This is a genomic window from Bradyrhizobium diazoefficiens USDA 110 (assembly GCF_000011365.1).
GTDB lineage: Bacteria > Pseudomonadota > Alphaproteobacteria > Rhizobiales > Xanthobacteraceae > Bradyrhizobium > Bradyrhizobium diazoefficiens.
This window is the reverse complement of record NC_004463.1, coordinates 436822-458536: the sequence shown is the minus strand read 5'-3', so window position 1 is coordinate 458536 and position 21715 is coordinate 436822. Positions and strand designations below refer to the sequence as shown.

Annotated in this window: 21 protein-coding genes and 1 tRNA gene; 14 read left to right on the top strand and 8 right to left on the bottom strand. The window is 65.3% G+C overall.

Features of this window, described 5'->3' with window-relative positions; genetic code table 11:
- Positions 1–38: 38 nt before the first annotated feature.
- Together obgE and BJA_RS02135 are read right to left on the bottom strand one after the other, a co-directional pair.
- On the bottom strand, positions 39–1079 hold the full coding sequence (gene obgE / locus BJA_RS02140; protein WP_011083257.1) for a GTPase ObgE: 1041 nt from the start codon (positions 1077–1079) through the stop codon (positions 39–41).
- 114 nt (positions 1080–1193) lie between these two features.
- Complete coding sequence (locus tag BJA_RS02135) at positions 1194–1673, bottom strand: MaoC family dehydratase (protein ID WP_038965056.1); 480 nt, start codon at positions 1671–1673, stop codon at positions 1194–1196.
- Positions 1674–1942: 269 nt separating this feature from the next.
- Here BJA_RS02135 and BJA_RS02130 point away from each other — a divergent pair, with 269 nt between their 5' ends.
- Entirely contained in the window at positions 1943–2857 is a 915-nt protein-coding gene (locus BJA_RS02130; protein ID WP_011083255.1) for a DMT family transporter, read from the top strand.
- Positions 2858–3043: 186 nt separating this feature from the next.
- On the opposite strand, the gene BJA_RS02125 is transcribed toward BJA_RS02130, so the two are convergent.
- The 3 genes from BJA_RS02125 to rplU form a co-directional block, all read right to left on the bottom strand.
- Positions 3044–3637, bottom strand: coding sequence for a GNAT family N-acetyltransferase (locus BJA_RS02125; protein ID WP_038965053.1), 594 nt, complete (start codon positions 3635–3637; stop codon positions 3044–3046).
- 127 nt (positions 3638–3764) lie between these two features.
- The gene (gene rpmA, locus BJA_RS02120) at positions 3765–4034 is read right to left on the bottom strand and encodes a 50S ribosomal protein L27 (RefSeq protein WP_011083253.1); all 270 of its coding nucleotides are present in this window, start codon (positions 4032–4034) and stop codon (positions 3765–3767) included.
- Between the two features lie 97 nt (positions 4035–4131).
- The gene (gene rplU, locus BJA_RS02115) at positions 4132–4521 is read right to left on the bottom strand and encodes a 50S ribosomal protein L21 (protein WP_011083252.1); all 390 of its coding nucleotides are present in this window, start codon (positions 4519–4521) and stop codon (positions 4132–4134) included.
- Positions 4522–4849: 328 nt separating this feature from the next.
- On the opposite strand from rplU, the gene BJA_RS02110 reads away from it, so the two are divergent.
- A complete protein-coding gene (locus tag BJA_RS02110; protein ID WP_011083251.1) occupies positions 4850–5974 on the top strand; it encodes an ROK family protein in 1125 nt (374 codons plus the stop codon).
- A 173-nt stretch (positions 5975–6147) separates the two neighbouring features.
- Here the strand turns inward: BJA_RS02110 and BJA_RS02105 are convergent, their stop codons facing one another.
- A complete protein-coding gene (locus BJA_RS02105) occupies positions 6148–7011 on the bottom strand; it encodes an alpha/beta fold hydrolase (protein WP_060909735.1) in 864 nt (287 codons plus the stop codon).
- A 135-nt stretch (positions 7012–7146) separates the two neighbouring features.
- On the opposite strand from BJA_RS02105, the gene BJA_RS02100 reads away from it, so the two are divergent.
- From BJA_RS02100 to BJA_RS02065, 8 genes are all read left to right on the top strand, one after another.
- Positions 7147–7236, top strand: a tRNA-Ser gene (locus BJA_RS02100).
- 162 nt (positions 7237–7398) lie between these two features.
- A complete protein-coding gene (locus BJA_RS02095) occupies positions 7399–8352 on the top strand; it encodes a LysR family transcriptional regulator (protein WP_011083249.1) in 954 nt (317 codons plus the stop codon).
- Between the two features lie 141 nt (positions 8353–8493).
- Positions 8494–9927 (top strand): 3-isopropylmalate dehydratase large subunit, encoded by a 1434-nt coding sequence (gene leuC, locus BJA_RS02090; RefSeq protein WP_370161170.1) that lies wholly within the window; start codon positions 8494–8496, stop codon positions 9925–9927.
- The gene (gene leuD, locus BJA_RS02085) at positions 9928–10563 is read left to right on the top strand and encodes a 3-isopropylmalate dehydratase small subunit (RefSeq protein WP_011083247.1); all 636 of its coding nucleotides are present in this window, start codon (positions 9928–9930) and stop codon (positions 10561–10563) included.
- A complete protein-coding gene (gene leuB, locus BJA_RS02080) occupies positions 10560–11699 on the top strand; it encodes a 3-isopropylmalate dehydrogenase (RefSeq protein ID WP_038965045.1) in 1140 nt (379 codons plus the stop codon). Before leuD ends, leuB begins: the two co-directional genes overlap by 4 nt.
- Entirely contained in the window at positions 11699–12748 is a 1050-nt protein-coding gene (locus BJA_RS02075) for an ABC transporter substrate-binding protein (protein WP_038965044.1), read from the top strand. The genes leuB and BJA_RS02075 overlap by 1 nt, the downstream gene beginning before the upstream one ends.
- Before the next feature lie 44 nt (positions 12749–12792).
- Positions 12793–13578, top strand: coding sequence for an ABC transporter ATP-binding protein (locus tag BJA_RS02070; protein ID WP_051000230.1), 786 nt, complete (start codon positions 12793–12795; stop codon positions 13576–13578).
- Positions 13575–14450 carry an ABC transporter permease gene (locus BJA_RS02065; RefSeq protein ID WP_011083243.1) on the top strand — a complete coding sequence of 292 codons (876 nt, stop codon included), beginning with the start codon at positions 13575–13577 and terminating at the stop codon, positions 14448–14450. The genes BJA_RS02070 and BJA_RS02065 overlap by 4 nt, the downstream gene beginning before the upstream one ends.
- Positions 14451–14471: 21 nt before the next feature.
- Here the strand turns inward: BJA_RS02065 and BJA_RS02060 are convergent, their stop codons facing one another.
- The gene (locus BJA_RS02060) at positions 14472–15365 is read right to left on the bottom strand and encodes a LysR family transcriptional regulator (protein ID WP_011083242.1); all 894 of its coding nucleotides are present in this window, start codon (positions 15363–15365) and stop codon (positions 14472–14474) included.
- 117 nt (positions 15366–15482) lie between these two features.
- On the opposite strand from BJA_RS02060, the gene BJA_RS02055 reads away from it, so the two are divergent.
- Positions 15483–17123 carry an FAD-dependent oxidoreductase gene (locus BJA_RS02055; protein ID WP_038965042.1) on the top strand — a complete coding sequence of 547 codons (1641 nt, stop codon included), beginning with the start codon at positions 15483–15485 and terminating at the stop codon, positions 17121–17123.
- Between the two features lie 79 nt (positions 17124–17202).
- Positions 17203–18183: a Bug family tripartite tricarboxylate transporter substrate binding protein gene (locus BJA_RS02050; protein ID WP_038965041.1), complete on the top strand. Its 981-nt coding sequence runs from the start codon at positions 17203–17205 to the stop codon at positions 18181–18183.
- Between the two features lie 78 nt (positions 18184–18261).
- On the opposite strand, the gene BJA_RS02045 is transcribed toward BJA_RS02050, so the two are convergent.
- Positions 18262–19365, bottom strand: coding sequence for a Bug family tripartite tricarboxylate transporter substrate binding protein (locus BJA_RS02045; RefSeq protein WP_011083239.1), 1104 nt, complete (start codon positions 19363–19365; stop codon positions 18262–18264).
- Positions 19366–19762: 397 nt separating this feature from the next.
- Here BJA_RS02045 and BJA_RS02040 point away from each other — a divergent pair, with 397 nt between their 5' ends.
- Positions 19763–21034: a DUF2157 domain-containing protein gene (locus BJA_RS02040; protein WP_011083238.1), complete on the top strand. Its 1272-nt coding sequence runs from the start codon at positions 19763–19765 to the stop codon at positions 21032–21034.
- Positions 21031–21636, top strand: a complete 606-nt coding sequence (locus tag BJA_RS02035; RefSeq protein WP_011083237.1) for a GDYXXLXY domain-containing protein — start codon at positions 21031–21033, stop codon at positions 21634–21636. Before BJA_RS02040 ends, BJA_RS02035 begins: the two co-directional genes overlap by 4 nt.
- Positions 21637–21715: the final 79 nt, after the last annotated feature.

The window sequence follows — 21715 nt, the reverse complement described above, 5'->3', positions numbered from 1 at the left end:
GGTCCCGGCCTTCGCCGGGACGACCCAGGGGAGATAGTTTAAGCCGACCAGGGCTCGGCTTCGGCGGCGCTCTTCGCCTTGGCGGACACCGGGGCCTCGCCGATCACTGCGACAAGCGCGCGCAACGCTTCCTTCACGCCCTCTCCGGTCGCGGCGGAGAGCAGCAGCGGCGTCTTCTTGGCGGCGCGCTTCAGCCGGTCCTTCTGCTTCTTGAGCTCGTCCGGCTCGACCGCGTCGATCTTGTTCAGCGCGACGATCTCGATCTTGTCGGTGAGCAGCCCGCCATAGGCATCGAGCTCTGTGCGCACCGTCTTGTAGGCCTTGCCGGCGTGCTCGCAGGTCGCATCGACGAGATGCAGCAGCACGCGGCAGCGCTCGACATGGCCGAGGAAGCGGTCGCCGAGGCCCGCGCCTTCATGCGCGCCCTCGATCAGACCGGGAATGTCGGCCAGCACGAATTCGCGGCCGTCTGCATTCACGACGCCGAGCTGCGGATGCAGCGTGGTGAAGGGATAGTCGGCGATCTTCGGCTTGGCCGCGCTGACCTTGGAGAGGAAGGTCGACTTGCCGGCATTGGGCAGGCCGACGAGGCCCGCATCCGCGATCAGTTTCAGCCGCAGCCAGATCCAGCGCTCCTCGCCGGGCTGGCCGGGATTGGCGTTGCGCGGCGCGCGGTTGGTCGAGGATTTGAAATGCGCGTTGCCGAAGCCGCCATTGCCGCCCTCGGCGAGCACGAATTTCTCGCCGACATTGGTGAAGTCGTGGATCAGCGTCTCGCGGTCTTCATCGAAGATCTGCGTGCCCATCGGCACCTTCAGCACGATGTTCTTGCCGTTGGCGCCGTGACGGTCCGAGCCTGCGCCATTCTCGCCCTTCTGGGCCTTGAAATGCTGCTGGTAGCGGTAGTCGATCAGCGTGTTGAGCCCGTCCGCGACCTCGATGATGACGTTGCCGCCGCGGCCGCCATTGCCGCCGGAGGGGCCGCCGAATTCGATGAACTTCTCGCGGCGGAACGCCACGCAGCCGTTCCCACCGTCACCGGAGCGGATATAGACCTTTGCTTCGTCGAGGAATTTCATGGGCCATAGGTAGGCCAGCCGGTCCCCCGCGGCAACCCGGACTTACCCGCAAACCGGCCGAAATTCCGCGAATTTCGCCCCTTGCTTAACCCCCGGACGACTTCCAAGACGACATCAGAGGGGCCGTCGCCGGATCAGGAATTTCTGAATGCCCTCCAGCACCAGCTCCTTGCGCTGGTTGAACACGGTGCTTTTGAGCGTCACCACGCCGGTCGAGCGTCCCGGCGCGAGTTCGGTGACCTCGAGCGCGGGATAGATGGTGTCGTCGGCGAACACGGGTTTGAGGAACCGGCTCGATTGCTCGAGGAAGCCGACCAGGGAGTCCTCGACCATGAACGGAAACAGGCCGGCGCCGGGCGCGGTGTGGATCAAGGTCTGGAAGCCGTGGGCGAGCAGATGCGGCATGCCGCGGCTGCGGCAATATTCCACGTCGTAGTGCACGGGGTGGGTGTCGCCGCTCGCGGTCTGGAACGCCGCGAACACCGCCGAGGTCTGGGTCCGGCTCGGCAGCACGAAGCGTTCGCCGACGACGAAATCCTCAAACCAGCGTTGCGTGGGGATCATGCGGTGCCGGGCCGGATCGAAGTCGGTCATGTCAAAGCTCTCTTTGTCGATGAGGCGCCTATCGCTACCGCGACGCGAAGAGTGCGACAATCCGTTCAATTCGGCGGTGGCGGGCTTGTCCCAGTCGCTCACGTCATTAAAACGACCGCAAGCGACGCTAATCGCGGGTTTTCCGTGCTCTCTCCGCCCGTCATTGCGAGGAGCGAAGCGACGAAGCAATCCAGACTGCCGCGGTGGAGACAGTCTGGATTGCTTCGCTTCGCTCGCAATGACGACCTCTCACACTCCGACTCGTTTCAATGCCCTTCTTCAAGAACCTCTCCGCCTATGACGACCGCTCCGCGCGCCTCGCCGGCATCGCGCTGATGGTGCTGTCGATCTTCATGTTCTCGTTCGGCGACGCCATGGGCAAGTTCCTGGTCGGGACCTATTCGGTGGGGCAGTTGCTGTTCCTGCGCGCCTGCGCGGCGCTGTTGCTGCTGTCGCCGCTGATCTGGCGGCAGCGTCGCCAGTTCCTGCATCTGGAGCGGCCGCGCTTGCAGCTGTTCCGCGTCGTGCTCTCGACGCTGGAAGTGGCGGCCTTCTTCCTTGCGACGGTCTATCTGCCGCTCGCCGACGTCATCACGTACTACCTCGCCGGCCCCATCTTCGTCACCGCGATGTCGGCGATCTTCCTGAGCGAGAAGGTGGGTTGGCGGCGCTGGACGGCGATTTTGATCGGTTTCTGCGGCGTCGTGATCGCGCTGCGGCCGTCGGCGCAGACCGTCAGCCTGCCGGCGCTGATCGCGCTGGGCGGCAGCCTGTCCTTTGCAACCCTGATGCTGATCACCCGCAGCCTGCGCAAGACCCCCGACATCGTGATGGCGTCCTCGCAATTCGTCGGCACGTTTTTGCTGGGCGCGGTGTTGTCGGCATTCCACTGGGTGCCGCCGACATCAGGCAGCCTCGTCATCTTCGCCCTGGCCGGATGCATCTCGGTGACGGCGCTGTTCTGCGTCAACCGGTCCCTCAAGCTCGCGCCGGCCAGCGTCGTCGTGCCCTATCAATATTCGATGATCGTCTGGGCCGTGATCTTCGGCTTCGTCGTGTTCGGCGACGTGCCGTCGATAGCAACGATCGTCGGCGCCGCGATCATCATCGGCGCCGGGTCCTATATCTACTTGCGTGAGCGCGATCTGGGGCGCCCAAGCAACGAGGTAAATCCGCCGGCGTAGCCACGCGCACACTGTCCTCCCGGGGCGCGCACAGCGCGAGCCCGGGACCCATACCCACAGGGAGTGGTTTGACGACGGCTCGGAGTGGGCGCTTCGCCTCGCACTTCTCCCTGGGATTATGGGTCCCGGGCTCGCGACTTCGTCGCGCCCCGGGACGACAGTGTCGATTGTGGCGCGGCCTGCGCCCTACCTCACCCGTCTTGCGCTGCTCCAGCTCTTCAGCGACGCCCACACCCCGCGCGACAGGCGGAAGCAATCGACGGGCGTGGACGAGCCCAGCGCCAGGAAGCGGTGCAGCTGGACGCCGCTCCACTGGAAGCCGCACTTCTCCAGCACCTTGCGCGAGGCGGGGTTGGTGACGCGCGCACCGGCATGGAGGTGGTCGTCCTCGAACTCCTCGAAGAAGAAGTCGATCGCGCCGCGTGCGGCCTCGGTGGCGAAGCCCTGGCCCCAATGCTCGACGCCGAGCCAGTAGCCGAGCTCGGCATTGTCGGGCTTCGAGCAGTCGATCCCGACCATGCCGACCGGCCCGCTGTCGTGCTCGATCAGGAACACGGTCTCGCTGCCGATCTCGGCGGTGGCACGGATGAATTCGATGGCGTCGTCCTGCGAATAGGGATGCGGCAGGCGGCGCGTGTTCTCGGCGACGCGGCGATCATTGGCGAGCCGGGCGATGGTCCTGACGTCGGCGAGGGTCGGCCGCCGCAAGGTCAGCCGTTCGGTGGCGACGACGCTCGGTCTCGCCTCCCGCAAGGTGGTGCTCGAAAAATCCTGCAACATGTCCGGCTCCGTCGAAGTCACTAAGACAAAACGAAAGGGGAGGCCGGTTTCCCGCCTCCCCTGGAGCCTATTTGTGGACTCCGCCGGTTTGGTCAGGACCCGGCGGACTCCAAATTTGATCCACCGTCTATTCAGCCGCCTCTGCGATCGGGAGTACCGATACGAATGTGCGGCCGTTGGCTTTGGCTTGGAACGTGACGCGACCCTCGATCTTGGCGAACAAAGTGTGGTCCGTGCCCATGCCGACATTAAGGCCGGGATGCCAGGTGGTGCCGCGCTGACGCGCAATGATGTTGCCGGGAATCACAACTTCCCCGCCGAACGCCTTGATGCCGAGGCGCTTGCCCTTTGAATCGCGACCGTTGCGCGATGAACCGCCTGCTTTTTTGTGAGCCATGGCTCGTCTCCGAAATCCTGAGTAGTTCTAGATCAATTCCTTGACGGAATCATTTCATAATTTCTCACGCATCAATTCGTGAATTGGCGTGATCAATTTATGCGGCGGCGTCTTCCTTGGTCGCTTCCTTGGCGACCTTCTCCTTCTTCGGACGCGGCCCCTTGGTGGGCTTGGCGTTGTCCGTCAGGATCTCGCTGACGCGCAGCACCGTGATCTCGTCGCGGTAGCCGCGCTTGCGGCGCGAATTCTTGCGGCGGCGCTTCTTGAACGCGATGACCTTGGGGCCGCGCTTGTGGTCGAGCACCTCGACCGCAACGGACGCGCCGGCCACCGTGGGCAGACCCAGGATCGGCGTGTCGCCGCCGACCACCAGAACTTCATTCAGCTGCACGATCGAGCCGACTTCGCCTTCGATCTTGCCTACTTCCAGGACATCATCCGGAGCGACGCGGTACTGCCGGCCGCCGGTTTTGATGACTGCGAACATCGTTGTTTTCCTTCGTGTTCAATCCCGGCCTCGCGACAGTCTGTCGGGGCCGGCTTTTTGTCAGTCGCTATGGGTTTATGCGAGTTTTGTGCGGGCGGGAGCTATCCCTTTGAAAACCCACGCAAAAACAAGCGGCGCGAGAAACGCCCCGCGCCGGGTGTGGGACTTATAGCCGCCGGACGCCGCAAGTCAAGGAAAACCGCTGAAAAAGGCCCGGATTTGAAGGATTTGGGCGGGAGCCCGCCCGTCCGCCGATTCTTCCCCGGCGTTGCAACCAACGGGTTCCCGCGCCGTTGTCCCCCAGATTTCGCAAGCGGGCAAGGGTCCCATGGCAACGGACGAACTGGTCGCGACGACGGGCATTGCGCAGCACGGCGCGAGCCGCCTGCCGTCGGTGGACGTCGACAGTTTCAACATCGAGATCAAGGACGAGGACGGTTTTCTCGGCGACCGCGCCAGCAAGGGCGCGTTCCGCGAGATCCTCGACCGCTGGCGCAAGCCGCTGCGCAAGACCGGCGAGGACCCGTTCGGCAAGGAGCCCTCGGACCAGATCAGCAAGAAGACGCTGGATGCGATCCTGATCGGCGACGACACCGAGGCCTCGGCGCTGGTCCACAGCGCGATCGAGGATTTCGCCCAGCAGCTAGCCTATGTCACGCGCCGCTTCCTCAAGACCAAGGCCTGGGCCAAGACCGAGCGCATCATGGTCGGCGGCGGATTTCGTGATTCCAGGCTCGGCGAGCTTGCGATCGCGCGCACCGAGATCATCCTGAAATCCGAGGACTTCAAGATCGACATGCAGCCGATCCGCCATCATCCTGATGAAGCCGGCCTGATAGGTGCGCTGCATCTGGCGCCGTCATGGATCTTCGAGGCTCATGACAGCATCCTCGCCGTCGATATCGGCGGTACGAATATCCGCTGTGGCCTGGTGGAAACGAGCTGGAAAAAGGCAAAAGACCTGTCGAAGGCCAAGGTCGTGAAATCCGAGCTATGGCGTCATGCCGACGACGAGCCGACGCGCGAAGGCGCGGTGAAGCGGCTCACCAAGATGCTGAAGGGGCTGATCGCCGAGGCCGAGACCGAAGGCTTCAAGCTCGCGCCCTTCATCGGCATCGCCTGTCCCGGCGTGATCGACGCCGACGGCTCGATCGAGAAGGGCGCGCAGAACCTGCCGGGCAATTGGGAGAGCAGCAAGTTCAACCTGCCGGCGAGCCTGATCGAGGGCATCCCCGAGATCGGCGAGCACGACACCGCGATCCTGATGCACAATGACGGCGTGGTTCAGGGCCTCTCGGAGGTTCCGTTCATGCAGGATGTCGAGCGCTGGGGCGTGCTCACCATCGGCACGGGGCTCGGCAATGCGCGCTTCACCAACCGCCGCAAGGACAATGGGAAAGACCGTGATTCTACCGAGAATGGGAAGAAAAAGGCCAAGTCTGACAAGGAGTAACCTTGACTGGTTAGGTTAAGGGACGGATTGCGTTGCAGTGCATGGGGCACCCGCTACGGTCGAATCTGTCGCCTCACCTGGCCGGCGAAGCCGCCCTTCCCGGTCAGTATTGCAATGAGCGGCACGGGACCGCCAGTGTTTACCGCGTCTGGCGGTCCCACCCTTATCCGGACTCAACTCCAGCCGACGCGCTGAAAGAACGCCGCGATCTCCGCGGCCGCGTGGTCGGGATTTTCCCGATGCGGGAAGTGGCCGGCGCCGGGAAACATCGCGAGATCGAGCGCGCTGAACGTCTCGCCGAGCCGGTCGGTCCACGCATAGGGAAACAGCGGATCGTGCTCGGCCCAGCGGACGCAGGTCGGCACGTCGATCGGCGGAAGCTGTGGAGCTTCGCCCTTCATCATCGCGACGCGCCCGGCATGCGAGGCGCGATAATGCGCAAAGCCGCCGGCAAGGTTGCCCACCCTAGAGAAATTGTCGACGAAGGCGTCGAGGACGTCGTCGAAGGCGTCTTTTCGATGCGCCCAGCCCTTCAGGAAGTGACTGATATAGAGCCGGCAGCTCTCGCGGCTCGCGCCGACGAGCCGCACGGCCATCTCCATCTGGTGGAAGGACTGGTACCAGATGTGGTTGAGCCGGTCGGGCGCCGCCATGCGCGGTCCGATGCCGGGATAGACGAAATCGAAGAAGAAGAGACCGGCGAGCCGGCCCGGTGCCTGCCGCGCCAGGGGCTGCATCACGGCGCCGCCGACATCGTGGCCGACCACGGCGAATCGCTCGATGCCGAGCCCCTCCATCAGCGCAAGCATGTCGGCGGCATGGCCGTCCGGCCCGTAAGGCCCGTCAGGCTTGTCGCTGTCGCCAAAGCCGCGCAGGTCGGGCGCGATCAGCATGAAGCGATCGGCCAGCCGGACCATCACCGGCTCCCAGGTCAGCCAGAATTCCGGCCAACCATGCAGCAAAAGCAGCGGTTTGCCCTTTCCAGCGCGAACCAGGTGGAAATTGGCGCCATTGGCCTTGATCGTCAGATGCTCCATCGCGGTTCCTCCCGAAGGCTGGGATGGGGTTGAAAGAGGCAGCGGATTTTCCCCTTTCGCGCCTTGTCTGGCCCGCCATCCTCGCCTATTAACGCCCCCAACCACAGGGGCCCTGCTCCTTACTTGGCGCCTTCAGGAGAGGTGGCAGAGTGGTTGAATGCACCGCACTCGAAATGCGGCATAGGTGCAAGCCTATCGGGGGTTCGAATCCCTCCCTCTCCGCCATATCAATCGGCCTCAAAGCCTCGCCTCAAGCACTGAATCCTCAAGATCGCAGCAGCTTCTGGCGTCGCCTCCAGGGGACCGCAATCCGACACCGCACTTGCGGCGGGGCGGCAAGCTTCTCCACAATGTCCGTCATGACAGCCCGCCCCGAGGACCCGACGGATGACGGCCAAAATCGATCTGCTGACGCTGCAGCTCTTCGTGGCGATCGTTGAGGAGCAGAGCATCGCGAAGGCGGCGGAGAAGAAGAACATCGCCGCGTCCGCGGTCAGCCGGCGCATCTCGGATATCGAGGACCGTTTCCAGGTCGAGCTGCTGCATCGCCATTCGAAGGGGATCGAGCCGACGCCGGCCGGCTTTGCCTTGCTCGAGCATGCCCGCATCGTCCTTGGAAACCTGAGCCGGCTCGAGACCGAATTGACCGGATACCGGCAGGGCAAGCGCGGGCTGATCCGGGTCTGCGCCAACAAGTCCGCGATCCTCGAAGCTCTCGCCGACGAGCTCAGCCTGTTCCTGGAGCGGCATCCGCTGGTGCATATCGACATCGAGGAGGATCTAAGCCCTGCGATCGTGCGCGCGGTGATGGAGAACCGGGCCGACATCGGCATTTTCGGCGGCAACATCGACGCACAGGATCTGGAGCTGCTGTCCTATCGCAGCGACAGCCTGGTCGCGCTGGTCACGCGCGACCATCCGCTGGCCGGTCGCAGCAGCGTTCGCTTCCGCGAGCTGGTCGATTTCGACTTCGTCAGCCTGGAGAAGGGCAGCTCGATCGAGACGCTGTGTGTCAGGGCGGCGGCCGCTCTCGGGCAGCACCTCAAGGTGCGCATCCGCGTCAGCAGCTTCGATGCGCTGTTCCGCGTCATCGATGCCAGGATGGGGGTCGGGGTCGTGCCGCTCGAGATCGTTCGCGGCCGCTACGGTGTCGACAGTCTCGTCACCGTTCCGCTCGATGAGTCCTGGGCGCGACGCGAGCTGGTCATGGGCGTGCGCGACTACAAATCGTTGCCGCCGGTGACGAAGCTGCTGGTGGACCATTTGCGGACCCAGGATGATACGGGTCTCACCACGAGCAGCGTCTCCGACCGGCTGACGGTCGTCCGCAGCAGGGGCTGACATCGCCCGTGTCAACGCCTGCCATCGCCGGCCGCGATGGCACCCTGCCAAACCGTCACTGCACATTTGCGGGACGCGCTTCTATCCTGCTTCCCAGGATTGCCCTCGGTCGGCATGATCGGCGGCACTACGGCACGTCAGATGCCGATCAGGGGAGGACGGATCGTGGACACGCGTGGTCGCACGCTGCTGGCCAAAATCTGGGACCAGCATGTCATCGCCCATGTCAGCGATGACACCGATCTGCTTCATGTGGATCGTCATCTGCTGCACGATCTCGGCGGCTCCCGCGGGCTGATCGACCTCAAGAGCCGCAACCTCCCGGTCCACAATCCCGAGCTGACTTTTGCCACGCCCGATCATGCGATTTCCACGGCGTCCGGGCGCGCCGGCACGATCACGACCGGGCAGGAGCTGCTGGCGGCGTTGCGGACCGAGACATCCGCCAGCGGCATCCGGCTGTTCGACATCGACCAGCCGGGGCAGGGCATCGTCCATGTCATCGGGCCGGAGCTCGGTCTCAGCCTGCCCGGCTGCCTGATCGTCTGCGGCGACAGCCACACCTGCACCCATGGCGGGCTCGGCGCGCTTGCCTTCGGCATCGGCTCCAGCGAGCTCACGCATGTGCTGGCGACCCAGACTATCATCCAGCGCCGGCCGAAAACCATGCGCGTGACGTTCGACGGCCGCATGCCGTTCGGTGTCACGGCGAAAGATCTCATCCTCGCTTTGATCGGCCATGTCGGCGCCGCCGGCGGCACCGGTTATGCGGTCGAGTACGCCGGCAGCGCGATCAGGGGCATGCCGATCGAAGGGCGGCTCACCATCTGCAATCTGTCGGTCGAACTCGGTGCCAAGATGGGGCTGATCGCGCCGGACCAGACGACGTTCGATTATGTCCGGGGACGTCCCTACGCGCCGCAAGGTGAGATGTGGGAGCGGGCCGTCACGGCGTGGCGGACGCTTCGGAGCGACAGCGACGCAATGTTCGATCGCGAGGTGACGATCGATGTCGGCACCATCATCCCCCAGATCACCTGGGGCACCAGTCCGGAGCATGTCCTCGGTGTCGATGGCCGCGTCCCGGATCCCCGAGACATTGCCGATCCCGCGCGCCGCGGCGCGATCGAGATCGCGCTCGACTATATGGGCCTGAAGCCCGGCGCGCCGATCGCCGGCACGAAGGTCGATTGGGTCTTCATCGGCTCCTGCACCAACAGCCGTCTCAGCGATCTGCGCGCCGCGGCCGAGGTCGCGCGCGGCCGCAAGGTCGCGCCCGGCGTGCGCGCCTGGGTCGTGCCGGGTTCGGAGACCGTCAAGCGCGATGCGGTGGCCGAGGGGCTCGACAAGATCTTCATCGACGCGGGCTTCGAATGGCGCGAGCCCGGATGCTCGATGTGCCTCGCCGCGAACGGCGAAACCGTGCCGCCCGGCCAGCGCTCGGTCTCGACGTCGAACCGGAATTTCATCGGCCGGCAAGGGCCGCGTGCCCGCACCCATCTGGCGAGCCCGGCCATGGCCGCGGCGGCGGCGGTCTCCGGCGCCATCGCCGATGTCCGAACCATGGAGCGCTAGATGGCGGAGCCCTTTACCAAGTTGACCGCGATTGCCGCGCCGATCATGCGCACCAATGTCGATACGGACGTCATCATCAGCATCAATCGCATGATCGGAAATTCCGTCCGCGGCAGTCTCGGCAAATGGGCGTTCGGCTCGCTCCGCTATCTGCCTGATGGCTCGGACAATCCGGAGTTCATCCTCAATCGCGAGCCGTATCGCGCGGCGGAAATTTTGGTCACGGGTCCGAATTTCGGCTGCGGCTCATCGCGCGAGGCGGCGGTGTGGTCGCTGCAGGAGATGGGTATCCGCGCCATCATCGGATCCGGCTTCGGCGACATTTTCTTCGCCAACTGTTTCCAGAACGGCATCCTGCCGGTGGTGCTGGACAAGGCCATCATCGACAGCCTCGCCGCCGACATCGAAGCGAGCCAGGGCGCGGGACGCCTCACGGTCGATCTGCAGGAGCAGACGGTCACCTCGCCATCGGGGTTAAGGCACGTCTTCGAGATCGATCCGCGCAGACGTGCGGGCCTGCTCGAAGGCCTCGACGAAATTTCGCTGACCTTGCGGCGCGACCAAGAGATCCGCGGATTCCAGGCATCCGACCGCACCGCGCGGCCGTGGATTCACTTTGCAGGACATCAGGCATGAACACGCTCTCGAACACGATCACGGTGGCCGTGGTCGGTGGTGAAGGCATCGGTCCGGAAGTGACCGATCAGTCCCATCGCATTCTCAAATGGTTCTCGGACCGGCGCGGCGCTCCGGTGATTCTGCGCGAAGCGCAATACGGTCTGATCCCGTATCTCGCGACAGGCAAGGTGCTGCCGGATGACACCGTCGAGGCGATGGAGGAGGCCGACGCGATCCTCTGGGGCGCGACCGGTGGCCCGGAGACGACGGAGGTCCCTCCGGCCGCGCGCAAGGCGGGAAGCCTCTTGTCGCTGCGCAGCAAATACGACCTCTATGCCAATCTCCGGCCCATCGTCGCCAATCCGGCGCTGGCGGACTCCGCGCCGCTCAAGGCCGCGGTGCTGAAGGACGTCGACTTCATCATCATCCGCGAGCTCACCAGCGGCATCTATTTCGGCGAGCCGCGCGGCATCGAAACGCTGCCCGATGGCCAGCGCCGCGGCTTCAACACCCAGCAATACACCACCAGCCAGATCCGCCGGGTGGCGCGAACCGCGTTCGAACTGGCACGGACGCGCAAGGGCCGGGTCTGCTCCGTCGACAAGGCCAATGTGCTTGAGACCAGTGTGCTGTGGCGCGAGGAGGTCACCGCGCTGCATGAAGCGGAGTTTTCCGATGTCGAGCTGACGCATCTCTATGTCGACAACGCCGCGATGCAGATCGTGCGGGCACCCTCGCAATTCGACGTCATGGTGACCTGCAATATCTTCGGAGACATTCTCTCCGATTGCGCGGCGATGGCGTCGGGCTCGCTCGGCATGCTGCCGTCGGTCTCGCTCGGGCCGCCGGACCGGCTCGGACGTCGCAAGGCGCTCTATGAGCCGGTTCACGGCAGCGCGCCTGACATTGCGGGCAAGGGCATCGCCAATCCACTTGGCTCGATCCTCAGCGTCGCAATGATGTTGCGCATTACCCTCCATCGACCTGAAGATGCCGCGCTGCTGGAGAAGGCCGTGGATACGGCCCTGGCCGCCGGCGCAAGAACGGCCGATATCGCCGAACCCGGCGCAAAAAGACTTTCGACCCAGGAGATGGGCGATGCGGTGCTGAACGCGCTCGACAAGGTGGTCGGCAAGGAGAGGGAGCACGCGTGATGAGAACTCGGGTCACAAGACGGTCGGCGCTGACGATTGTCGCTGGCGCCGGTGTCTCCATGGCGGCGGGGCGGGCGTGGGCGGATACCCCGTCGGGCCGCGTGATCTACCCGGTGGCCATTCCGGTGTATCAGTCCCAATTCGTCGCCGACCGTGCCGGGTTCTTCAGGGAGGCCGGCCTCGACTGCAAGCTGATCCAGGGCGGCAGCGGCGTGAAGACCCGTGAGATCATTGCTTCGTCCCAGGGAGATATCGGCATCGGCGACATCACCCACCCGATGCAGCTCAGCAATCACGGCCGCAGCGCGCGCGTGCTGATGCCGGTCGATACCCGCAGCAACGCCGCGATCTTCATCATCCGCAAGGATCTGTTCGATCAGGGCATCACCACGCTGGAGGCGCTGGCGAAGTGGAAGCGGCCTGACGGACGCAAGCCGATCGTTGCGGTATCGTCGCTTGGTGGCACCAACCACGTCTGGGCCTCCTATTACCTGGAAACCATGGGGCTCGACGACAAGGTGACCTGGATCGGCACCGGCAATGTCGACACCATGATGGGGACGTTGAAAACGAAACAGGTCGATGTCCTCATCAACTCGCCGTCGATCCTGAAGGATTCGATCGAGCAGGGCTGGGGCGCGCTGTTGTTCGACGGAACCGACGAGGCGGTCTGGGCCAAGTATATCGGCGGCAAGGTCCCGGTGACGTCTCATTTCACCTTGCAGTCGACCATCGACAAGGACCCGCAGAAGATGCAGGCGTTCGTCACGGCGCTGTGGCGCGCGACCCAGTGGATCAAGGAGCACTCCCCCGAAGAGATCTACGATGCGATCGAGCCTTATGTCGGGAGCACGTCGCGCGATGCGAATGTTTTCGACATTGGGATCATGAAGAAGGTCACCGACTACGAATGCGTCATCGATGCGGAGAGTTTTGCACGCGGGCAGAAGGTCTGGTTCCGTGAAATGACCGGGATCAAGCCGCTCGCCATGGCCGACGTCGTCACCACCAGCTTCATCGAAGCGGCACGCAAGGCCTATCCGGCTTGAGCGTGCAGGCCTTACATGCGCCGCACGCCGACGCGCCGCCTGAGATGCGGCGCATCGACGTGCGCGGATTGTGCAAGACTTTCCAGCTGGCGGGCACCGCCATCGAGGCGGTGCGCGACGTCTCCTTCAATGTCCGGCGCGGCGAATTCGTCGCCCTGCTCGGGCCATCCGGCTCCGGCAAGAGCACCGTCCTCAACATGATAGCGACACTGGTCAAGCCGACCAGCGGTCAGATTCTGATCGACGGAACGCCTGTTGTCCCCGGACGGGCGGCGTCTGACGTCGGCTACGTGTTCCAGCGCGATACGCTGTTTCCCTGGCGGACAGTCGCCGACAACATCGGCTACGGCCTGGAGCTGGCGGGCGTCCCGGTGGCGGAGCGAAAGGAGCGTGTCCGTGCCTGCCTGGTGCAGGCCGGGCTGGAGGGCTTTGGCAACGCCTACCCTTCTGCATTGTCCGGCGGCATGCGCCAGCGCGCCGCTTTGATGCGAACGCTGGTCGTTGAGCCGCAGGTCCTGCTGATGGACGAGCCGTTCGGCGCGCTCGACACCCACACCAAGATCGACATGCACGACGTGCTGCTTCGCATCTGGGAACGCGAGCAGCAGACCGTGCTGTTCGTGACCCATGATCTCGGCGAAGCCCTGACGCTGGCAGACCGCATCATTCTGTTCTCCGCGCGGCCCGGCCGGATCAAGGAGAGTTTCGATGTGGATTTTGCCCGCCCACGCAATGCGGTGAAGATCCGGGAGACGCCGCGTTATGCCGAGCTGTTCCAGCTGATCTGGCACTCGCTCGGCGAAGAGTTCATCAAGGGCCGCAAGCCATGAGACGCGCGCGCAACGCCGGCAGGACCCTGGCCTGGCAAATGGCGATCTGCGCCTGCTTCCTGTCGATCTGGCAATGGGGTTACGATCTGCACGGCCGGCTTCCCTGGCTGGTGCCTGATCTGCTCGACCCCTACTTCGTGTCAAGACCCTCGGACATCTTCGAGCATTTCCTGATCCTGAGCTGTCTCAAGTCCAAGCTCGGCGTGTTCAACGGCTGGTTCAATGGCGAATTCGCCCGCTGCATGGCGCGATCCGAGAACAATCTCTGGATCGCGACCGCCGTCACCCTGAAGAACACCTTCTTCGGCTTCGCGACCGGCGTCAGCAGCGGCTTTGCCGCGGGCCTCGTGCTGGGCCGCTCGGACCGACTGAGCGCCATTTTCCAGCCTTTCATCACCGCGGTGAATTCGATCCCGCGCATCGCGCTGGCCCCGATCATCGTGCTGGCCTTCGGCATCGGCGATACCTCGAAGGTCGTGACGTCGTGGATCGTGGTCGTCTTCCTCGTCTTCTTCAACACGTTCGAGGGGGCGCGCTCGATCGACGAGGGCTTTGTCAACGCGGCGCGGCTGCTCGGCGCCAGCGAGTGGCAGATCACCCGCACGGTGGTCATCCCATCGACCATGGCCTGGGTCTTCGCCTCGCTGACGCCTGCGATCTCCTTCGCCCTGATCGGCGTGATCGTCGGCGAGTTCATCGGCGCGGAACGCGGAATCGGACGCCTGATCATCGAGTCCGAAGCGCGCGCGGAGGCCTCGGGCATGATGGTCGCCGTCATCGTGCTGATGCTGGTCGGCGTTGCGCTGTCCGCGCTGATCTGGCGATTGCAGGCCTATCTGCTGCGCTGGCAGCAGCACAATCTGGCGGAGTAGCCCGAGCAGGGGCTACATTGATTACGGACCCGCCAGCACCGTCCGCGCCATCGCCACGAACGCCTGCGCCGCCGGCGACAGCGTCCGGCCCTGACGCTGCAGCAGCGACACCGGCCGGGTGATGGCCGGGCGGATCAGAGGTCTTGCGATCAGCGTCGGGAACTGATCGGCCGGCAGCATCGTCGCGGGAAGAATGGCGAGGCCGAGGCCCTGCGCGGTCATGGCGAGCGCGGTGTTGATCAGCGTCACCTCATAGGTTGGATTGAGGTGCTTGCCCTGCGCGCCAAGCGCCTGATCGATCTGCATGCGGATCCGCGTCTCGCGCCGCATCGCGATCGTCGGGAGCTGTGCCAGTTCGTCCCATGTCAGCGCGCGCCGCGCGGCGAAGTCGGCTGTGCTCCGGCCGATCGCGCTCAGGCGTCCGCGGGTCAGCGTCTCGATCGTCATCTCCGCGAATTCACCTTCCACGCTGCCGATGGCGAACTCCGCGTCGGTTGCGATCAGGCGCGGAACGAGATCGTCGGCGGCGACATCCCGCATGTCGATCTCGATGTCGGGATGGGCCGCACGGAATTTCGCCAGCACCAGGGGCAGCAGCGCCGAGGCGGCGCCGGCCGATGCCAGAAACGCGACGCGGCCGGCGCGCGCTTGCGCGAGGTCGCGCATGCGCCGTGACAGGCCCAGCGCATCGCCCAGCATCCGTTCGGCGGAATGAAACGCCTCGTCGGCCGCCAAGGTCGGCTGCACCGATCGCGTGGAGCGATCGAACAGTTTGACGCCGAGCTGGGTTTCGAGCTGCTGGATCAACAGGCTAGCCGCCGACTGCGTGATCCCGAGCTCGCGCGCGGCCCGCGTGATGCTGCGGGTGCGATAGACGCCGGTGAAGGCCCGCAATTGGCGCAAGGTGACATTCATAGGCAGGGCTCATGAATTGATGAGTTCTTTCTGGCTTATCTCATAAGCGAGCCTGCAATAAAATGCATGCCGCGCGGTCGGAGAATCCGCCGTACGGCAAGGGGAGCGGAGACGAGCATGAGGACACAGGTGCTGGTCGTGGGCGCCGGGCCCGTGGGACTGACCGCGGCGATGGATCTGGCCTCGCGCGGGATCGACGTCGTCGTCGCGGAGATCCGCCATGCCGGCGATCCGCCCAGCGTCAAATGCAATCACGTCTCGGCGCGCTCGATGGAAGTCTTCCGCCGGCTCGGCGTCGCCGCAAAGCTGCGCGACGCAGGCCTGCCGGCGGACTTCCCGAACGATTGCTCCTATCGGACCACGGCGACCGGCATCGAGCTGTGCCGCATCGACATTCCCTCCCGCGCGCGCCGTTACAGCGCAACCGGCGGTCCCGACACCTGGTGGCCGACGCCCGAGCCGCCGCACCGGATCAACCAGGTCTACCTCGAGCCGATCCTGTTCAGCCATGCGGCCGCTCAAGCGCGCATCACCATTCTGGCGCGCACGGAAATCACTGACATCGAACAGGGCGACGACCATGTGGTCGCACTGGCGCGCGACCTCGACAGCGGGAGCTCGCTTCGCATCGAAGCGTCCTTCGTGATCGGCTGTGACGGCAGCCGTTCCCTGGTTCGCAAATCGATCGGCGCGAGCCTCTCCGGCACGCCGGTGATCCAGCGCGTGCAATCGACCTTCATCGAAGCCCCGCAGCTCAAGGAGCTGATGGGCGCGCACAAGCCGGCCTGGATGGTGCTCTCGCTCAACCCGCGACGCTCGGGCACGACGGTTGCGATCGACGGCCACGACCGCTGGCTGATCCACAATCATCTGAAGCCCGACGAGCCCGAGTTCGATTCGGTCGATCGCGACTGGGCGATCCGCGCCATCCTCGGCGTCGACGAGCGCTTCGAATACCGCGTCCTCAGCAAGGAAGATTGGGTCGGGCGTCGCCTCGTGGCCGATCGCTTCCGCGACCGCAGGGTCTTCATCTGTGGCGACGCCGCGCATCTGTGGATGCCCTATGCCGGTTACGGCATGAATGCGGGCATTGCCGACGCTGTCGATCTCTGCTGGCAATTGGCGGCGCATCTGAACGGCTGGGCGCCGGCTTCGATCCTCGACGCATATGAAGCGGAGCGTCAGCCCATCACCGAGCAGGTGTCGCGCTTCGCGATGGACCACGCGATGAAGATGATGGCGCAGCGCGGCGGCGTGTCCGCGGAGATCGAGGACGACACGCCGCGCGGCCAGGCGGCGCGCGCAACGCTGGCCAGGGCGGCCTGCGATCTCAACGTGCAGCAATATTGCTGCGCGGGTCTCAATTTCGGCTACTACTACGATGCCTCGCCGATCATTGCCTATGACGGCGAAACGCCGCCGGCTTACGCGATGGGCAGCTTCACGCCCTCCACTGTGCCGGGCGCCCGCGCGCCGCATCTGTTCCTGCGCGACGGACGATCGCTCTACGATGCATTCGGAGCCGGCTACACATTGTTGCGGTTCGACCCGGCGATCGACGTGGCGCGGCTGCAATCCGCCGCAAGGGAGCGCGGCATCCCGCTCGCGCTGGTCGACATCGCGCCCGATGAGGCGAACGGCACCTATGCCGAGAAGCTGGTGCTGGCGCGGCCCGACCAGCACATCGCCTGGCGCGGGCAGGTCGCGCCCGCGGATCCACAAGGCTTGCTGGCGCGCATCACCGGCGCTGCAGCGTAAGGCAACTTGAAGCGGACGGTCTGGCGGCGCAGGCGGCCCGGTCGTGGTTCACAAACAAGAACGTACCGAGGAGGGGAACGTGTTTCACGTTGCAAGGCGCCGCATTCTGGCCGTGCTGACGGTCGCGACTTTCGCCGTGCTGCCGCTGACGGCGGGCAAAGCCGCCTATCCGGAGCAATTGATCAAGATCATCGTGACCTTCCCGCCCGGCGGCAGCGCCGACACCGTGATCCGTGCGCTCGAGCCGCTCGTCACCGCCGAGCTCAAGCAGAGCCTGGTGATCGAGAACCGCGCCGGCGCCGGCGGCAACATCGGCATGGCCGCGGTCGCGCAGGCCAAGCCCGACGGCTACACGCTCGGCGTCGCGCCGGCGGGCGCGCTGACGGTGAACCCGCATCTCAATTCGTCGATGCCGTTCGAGCTGAAGGATCTCGCGCCGATCACGCTGCTTGCGGAAATTCCCTTCGTGCTCGTCGCCTCCGCGAACATACCTGCGCACACGACGGCGGAGACGGTCGCGCTCGCCAAGGCAAAGCCGGGTGCGCTGTCGATCGGACATGGCGGCAATTCGACGGCCATGCATCTGACGGCCGCGCTGTTTACGCAGAGGACCGGGATCGCCATGGAGCTGGTCCCGTATCGCGGGACCGCGCCCGCGACGGTCGACGTCCTCGCAGGACATGTCCCCTTTGCTGTGCTGGATATTCCCGCATCGAAGCAACTGATCCTCGAAGGGAAGCTCAACGCGATCGGCGTCTCCTCAGCGCGCCGCCTTGCATCCCTACCGGATGTGCCGACGCTGGCCGAGAGCGGCATTGCGGGTTTCGAATCCGTCGGCTGGTTCGGGCTGGTTGCGCCGGCCGGCACGCCCGCCGACATCGTCGCCAGGCTGAACGAGGCTTTCACGAAAGCCCTGAAGGACCCGTCCGTGGCCGAGAAGATCAGGACCCTCGGCGCAGAGCCCGCGCCAATGTCGCCGGAGCAGTTCGGTCGCTTCATTCAAAGCGAAAGCGCGAAATGGGGCAAGCTCATCAGCGAAGCCGGTATCAAGGCGAACTAGAACTGGCGTCACGATCGGTCGGCGCCACGCCGACGGCCGCTCCCTCGAGTGTGCGATGCCCGCAACCGTGCGCCTGAGCTAATGCGCGGCGATGCCCGCGCTCTCGATCACCCGCTTGTAGCGTGCGGTCTCCTCGACGATGAACGGTCCCATCTCGGCCGACCCCTTGTCGGCAATCGACACTTGGCCGTTGGTGGCGAGGTCCGCGACGATGCCGGGGTCGGCGAGCACCGCGGCCAGCGCCTCAGAGAGCTTGCCCACGATTCTCGGGTCGGTCCCGGCCGGGACCGAGACCCAGGTCGAACCGACACTGACGGCGTCCGGGTAGCCGGCCTCGAGCACCGTCGGCGCGTCGGGCAACGCGGCCAGCCGCGCCGTGCCGGTGGTGCCGAGCACCTTGACCTTGCCGGTGTCGATCAGCGGCCTGAGCACGGTGAGGTAGTCGAAGGAGACGTCCAGGATGCCCGACATCATGTCGGTCATCTGGCTCGAGCCCGACTTGTAGGGCACATGGGTCAGCTTGATGCCGGCGGCCGCCTGGAACATCTCGCCGGCGAGGTGCTGGGCGGTGCCGGGGCCGGGGGACCCGAAGTTGACCTTGCCCGGGTTGGTCTTCGCGTAGGCGACGAACTCAGCCAGCGTGCTGTAGGGCGCTGCCGAGGTTGCGACGAGGATCTGGTTTGCCGAGCTCACGCCGCGGACATGGATATAGCTCTTGAGCGGGTCGTAGTTGAACTTCGCCAGCCCCAGGTTCGGCTGGATCGTCATAGGCCCGCCGGAGGCGTAGAGCACGGTGTAGCCGTCGGGTTGGGCCCGGGCAACGAACTCTGTCCCGATGGTCCCGCCAGCGCCGGGTCGGTTCTCCACCACCACCGGCTGCCCAAGCCGCGTCCGCAGCAGCTCCGCGATCTTGCGCGAGACGAGGTCGGTGACGCCGCCAGCCCCGAACGGCACCACCCAGGTGATCGCGCGGTTCGGCCAGGATTCCGCGGCCGTCTGGGCCCCCGCGGCGCCGGCCTGGAGCGCCAGCGTCGTCGCGGCGACGAGACACAGGAGCGCTCTCCTCACCGTCCCGACGGGGCGACCGCTCAGGCCGCTGCGCGCGCCGGTCTGCTCGACCGCGTTGTTGATCACCTGTCGCGAGGTCTGATGATAGCCGCGCTGCTGCGCCAAGAATTCCATGGATGCAGTCCCCCCGTTGCAGCGTGGCCGTTTACGGCCATGTTGACCGAAGGCTACAGCCTTGAGTCTCTTCAAACCATTGGCGCAGTCCGAGCATCTCTTTTGCAGAATATGAAAAGATAGATCGCCTTCAGGCTATGGGACCGTTTGTCAGCACCGTCCGCGAGGGCAGCTTCCTGGCGCATCGGCCGCGATCTGTCGCCGGCCGCACGCGCGCTCCAGCGCGGCATTCTCGCGGGTGCGCAGGCGATCCGCGAACGGAGCCTTGTCGGCTGACTGCGCAGCAATCCACAACCCGGTGTGCCGCAACCGCAGCAGTGACGGGTTGAACCTGCTACCGTCGCGGCCCGACCAACAGCAGCCCGCCGGCCGGCTGGGAGCGAGGTGATTCACGACGATGTTCGACAAAACCTACCGGCAGCGCCTCGAAGCTGATCTGGCGCAATGGGAAGCGGACGGCGTGATCGCGCCGGCGGCCGCCGTCTCGATCCGCAATGCGCTGCCGCCGTTGTCGCCCGGCGTCAACATCGCGGTGGTCGTCGGCATCGTTGGCGGCCTGTTGATCGCAGCCGCTTTCCTCGCCTTCGTCGCGGCGCACTGGACGGAGATCGCGCGGCTGTTGCGGTTCGGAATCCTGATTGCCGGCATGGTTGTCGCAGGGGGCCTTGGGGCGTGGTTCGCGGCGAAGCGGCGCACGATTCTTGCCGATCTCTGCGCGAGCATCGGCGCGGTCATCTTTGGCGCGGGTATTGCCCTGGTCGGTCAGATGTACCATCTCGGCGAGGATTTTGCCGGCGGCATGCTGCTGTGGTCGATCGGCGCGTTCGCAGCGGCGCTGCTGACCGAATCGCGCGGCGCGCTTGCGGTCGCCCTCGTGGCCGCCTGCATCTGGACCTGCATGCGGACTTACGACGCGCCGGATGCGCTGCATCTTCCGTTCGTGGCGGTGTGGCTCCTCGCCGCCGCTCTTGCGCTTGCGTGGAATTCCCGCGTCGCGGCCCACCTCGTCGCGATCGCGGCGCTGCCGTGGTGGATAGCGACGTCGCTTCGCTTCGAATTCGATGGTGCTCAGCCGTCATTCGTGCTCGCGAACGGTGCCGCCTTGCTGTTCGGCGCCGGGCTCGCGATCGCCGCAGCGCCGTCGCCGAGAGCGCTTCGTCTCGGGACCGTTCTATCGATTTACGGGGCGTTTTCGCTGGCCGTGGTCGCTTTCCTGGAGGTGACGACGGTCGACGATATCATCCGCTTTCGGACCGGCAGTGCGCCAGCCCAGCCGCTTTGGGTGATCCTGTGCGGGGCCGCGGGTGTGATCCTCGCTCTCGCGTCCGCCGGGATCACCAAGCGCGCGGGTGAGATCCTTGCAGGATGTTCAATCGGGCTCGCCCTGCTCGCAGCTCCGCTGTGGCCGGTATCCACCGCCGGAGAGCCCTGGTTCGCCTACGCTGCGCTGCTCTGCGCCATGCTCAGCCTCGTCGTCTCCGGCATGCTCGATGATGTGCGTCCGCGGATCGTGGCCGGCTGGCTCGGGATCGCCGGCGTCATCGCGGGCATCACCTGGGCGGTGAAGGGTTCGCTGCTGCGCCGCTCGGCCTTCCTTGCGGCGGCCGGCGTCGTTGCCGTCGCATTTGCAACCGCGCTCAATCGCGCACTGCCGAGGGCGGGGCGATGATGGAACTGGTCGCTTCCGTCATCAGGCTCTGGCAGCGCATCCCGAAAGCTGTGCTGTTCGGTGTCGCCGTCCTGGTCCAATGCGTGCTGCTGGTCCTGATGGTCGCCGATCGCATGCAGATCCTGCGCGAAGGCCGTGAGGTGACCTTGCAGACGCAGCCGGTCGATCCCCGCGATCTCTTGCGCGGCGACTATGTCGTGCTCCGCTACGACATCTCGCAACTGCCGGCCGGCGCGCTCGCCGGCAAGCCGGCCGGAGAGCGCAATTCCGTCGTGTTCGTCAAGCTGGCGCCCAATGTCAACGGGCTTTACGAGGCCGTCTCGGTTCACGCCGAGCCTGTCGCGGTTACGGCGCCCGAAGTGCTGATCCGCGGCCGTGTCCCCTATTCCTGCGGTTCGCCCGGCCGCACCTTCTGCGACAAGCTCACAATCAAATACGGTCTCGAAAGTTATTTCGTGCCCGAAGGCGAGGGCAAGAAGCTCGAGCAGGCCCGCAACCAGCAGAAGCTGCGGGTCGTCGCCGCCGTGCTGCCCTCAGGCCGCGCCGCGATCAAGCGCCTGCTGCTCGACGGCGAGCCGGTGTACGAGGAGCCGTTGTACTAAGACCCGATGAGATGAGACTCGCCTGCTCCCCCAACGGAGGGAACGAGAGAGCATCGCTGTCGGCCGAACTCGGCTCGAC

Bases quoted from the DNA above. Each gene is read 5' to 3' on its own strand.
- rplU (WP_011083252.1), bottom strand. From the start codon at position 4,521: ATGTTCGCAGTCATCAAAACCGGCGGCCGGCAGTACCGCGTCGCTCCG.
- BJA_RS02065 (WP_011083243.1), top strand. From the start codon at position 13,575: ATGAGACGCGCGCGCAACGCCGGCAGGACCCTGGCCTGGCAAATGGCG.
- leuD (WP_011083247.1), top strand. From the start codon at position 9,928: ATGGCGGAGCCCTTTACCAAGTTGACCGCGATTGCCGCGCCGATCATG.
- BJA_RS02060 (WP_011083242.1), bottom strand. From the start codon at position 15,365: ATGAATGTCACCTTGCGCCAATTGCGGGCCTTCACCGGCGTCTATCGC.
- BJA_RS02075 (WP_038965044.1), top strand. From the start codon at position 11,699: ATGAGAACTCGGGTCACAAGACGGTCGGCGCTGACGATTGTCGCTGGC.
- BJA_RS02040 (WP_011083238.1), top strand. From the start codon at position 19,763: ATGTTCGACAAAACCTACCGGCAGCGCCTCGAAGCTGATCTGGCGCAA.
- BJA_RS02070 (WP_051000230.1), top strand. From the start codon at position 12,793: ATGCGGCGCATCGACGTGCGCGGATTGTGCAAGACTTTCCAGCTGGCG.
- BJA_RS02105 (WP_060909735.1), bottom strand. From the start codon at position 7,011: ATGGAGCATCTGACGATCAAGGCCAATGGCGCCAATTTCCACCTGGTT.
- BJA_RS02125 (WP_038965053.1), bottom strand. From the start codon at position 3,637: ATGTTGCAGGATTTTTCGAGCACCACCTTGCGGGAGGCGAGACCGAGC.
- BJA_RS02110 (WP_011083251.1), top strand. From the start codon at position 4,850: ATGGCAACGGACGAACTGGTCGCGACGACGGGCATTGCGCAGCACGGC.
- BJA_RS02045 (WP_011083239.1), bottom strand. From the start codon at position 19,365: ATGGAATTCTTGGCGCAGCAGCGCGGCTATCATCAGACCTCGCGACAG.
- leuB (WP_038965045.1), top strand. From the start codon at position 10,560: ATGAACACGCTCTCGAACACGATCACGGTGGCCGTGGTCGGTGGTGAA.
- BJA_RS02095 (WP_011083249.1), top strand. From the start codon at position 7,399: ATGACGGCCAAAATCGATCTGCTGACGCTGCAGCTCTTCGTGGCGATC.
- BJA_RS02035 (WP_011083237.1), top strand. From the start codon at position 21,031: ATGATGGAACTGGTCGCTTCCGTCATCAGGCTCTGGCAGCGCATCCCG.
- obgE (WP_011083257.1), bottom strand. From the start codon at position 1,079: ATGAAATTCCTCGACGAAGCAAAGGTCTATATCCGCTCCGGTGACGGT.
- leuC (WP_370161170.1), top strand. From the start codon at position 8,494: ATGCCGATCAGGGGAGGACGGATCGTGGACACGCGTGGTCGCACGCTG.
- rpmA (WP_011083253.1), bottom strand. From the start codon at position 4,034: ATGGCTCACAAAAAAGCAGGCGGTTCATCGCGCAACGGTCGCGATTCA.
- BJA_RS02055 (WP_038965042.1), top strand. From the start codon at position 15,483: ATGAGGACACAGGTGCTGGTCGTGGGCGCCGGGCCCGTGGGACTGACC.
- BJA_RS02130 (WP_011083255.1), top strand. From the start codon at position 1,943: ATGCCCTTCTTCAAGAACCTCTCCGCCTATGACGACCGCTCCGCGCGC.
- BJA_RS02135 (WP_038965056.1), bottom strand. From the start codon at position 1,673: ATGACCGACTTCGATCCGGCCCGGCACCGCATGATCCCCACGCAACGC.